At 40.9% G+C, this 1,537-nt stretch carries 2 protein-coding genes; one reads left to right on the forward strand and one right to left on the reverse strand.

Going from position 1 to position 1,537, the window contains the following annotated elements:
• Positions 1-487, forward strand: a 487-nt coding sequence (locus OGM63_RS26770; protein ID WP_263748758.1) for a TPR end-of-group domain-containing protein, incomplete at its 5' end; no start/stop codon positions are given.
• Between the two features lie 150 nt (positions 488-637).
• Here OGM63_RS26770 and OGM63_RS26775 read toward each other — a convergent pair.
• Entirely contained in the window at positions 638-1,048 is a 411-nt protein-coding gene (locus OGM63_RS26775; protein ID WP_263748759.1) for a secondary thiamine-phosphate synthase enzyme YjbQ, read from the reverse strand.
• Between the last annotated feature and the right edge of the window lie 489 nt (positions 1,049-1,537).

The following is a 1,537-nucleotide window of genomic DNA, read 5'->3' on the forward strand; positions in this document are numbered from 1 at the left end:
CAAAGCTTTGGAATTTAAACCTGATAAGGACGAAGCTTGGAACAACCGGGGGATTGCGTTAAGGAATTTAGGACGCTTAGAAGAAGCGATCGCTTCCTACGACAAAGCTTTGGAATTTAAACCTGATAAGGACACAGCTTGGTACAACCGGGGGAATGCGCTAAGGAATTTAGGACGCTATGAAGATGCGATCGCTTCCTACGACAAAGCTTTGGAATTTAAACCTGATAAGGACGAAGCTTTCTATAACAAAGCTTGCTGTTACGCTCTTCAAGGTAATATTGAGCAAGCAATTGAAAACCTGCAAGTTGCAATTAATTTGAATCCTGAAGAATGTGGTGAATGGGCAAAAACTGACTCAGCTTTTGATAGCATTCGGGAAGATAAGCGGTTTCAAGTGTTGATTCAAAAAGGGAGCATCCCATTTTTGCATGTCCGAAGCGAGGGTAACGAAGTGGAGGGTAGCGATCGCAAAATCTCTCACTAAGAACTGTGCAGATTTTCTTAAGAGATAGATTTTGCAGAGATTTTTAGAAGCGGTTTAGGGTGCAATAAAATTTAATTATGCGTTGCCCGAAACCCTTGTAAAGACCTTCCAGTGGAACGTCTCTACGTATGACTCTGGAAATGTCTATTGTCATCCCGAAATATGGACAACTAATTCTCTAGTCTGACTGCGTTGCCGATGTTCCCAAATGTAAATTCCTTGCCAAGTTCCCAGCACCAAATGACCTCGATTGATGGGGATGTGTTCTGAGGTATGAGTCAGGGCAGTGCGGATGTGTGCCGGCATATCATCGGCACCTTCAGCATCGTGGATGTACTTAGCTGATTCGGGCACGATTTTTGCCATAAAATTAGCTAGATCCAAAAGCACATCTGGGTCAGCGTTTTCTTGAATCAGTAAACTAGCTGATGTGTGACGTAAAAATAGTGTACAAAGCCCAATTTCCACGCTTGATTCTGCAACTATAGCCTCAATTTTTGGCGTGATATTATACAAAGATTTGCCAATGGTGGGAATTTTTAGTAATTTTTGGTAGTGCATTAACTTGTTAGTGATTAGTGGTTGATTGTTTAATTTTTCGACGTTATTGTATATTAATATGAAATTGATAATTATTTGTAGAGACGTTCGGTCCGGAACGTCTTTACAAATAAAGGTTTTAATACTACAATTATCAGGAAAAATTTTCCATTCCTATTAGACATCTCCGAAAATTAAATATGCGTTATCCACAACCCTTGTAGAGACGCGAAATACGAAGTCTCTACATTGTTTTCCGGAGATGTCTATTAGACATCGACCGAATTGAACTATGCGTTGCCCCAAACCCTTGTAGAGACGCGAAATACGAAGTCTCTACATTGTTTTCCGGAGATGTCTATTAGACATCGACCGAATTGAACTATGCGTTATCCACAACCCTTGTAGAGACGCGAAATACGAAGTCTCTACATTGTTTTCCGGAGATGTCTATTAGACATCGACCGAATTGAACTATGCGTTGCCCCAAACCCTTGTAGAGACGCGAAA

The organism is Plectonema radiosum NIES-515 (assembly GCF_025753815.1).
Classification (GTDB): Bacteria; Cyanobacteriota; Cyanobacteriia; order Cyanobacteriales; family Nostocaceae; genus Hassallia; species Hassallia radiosum_A.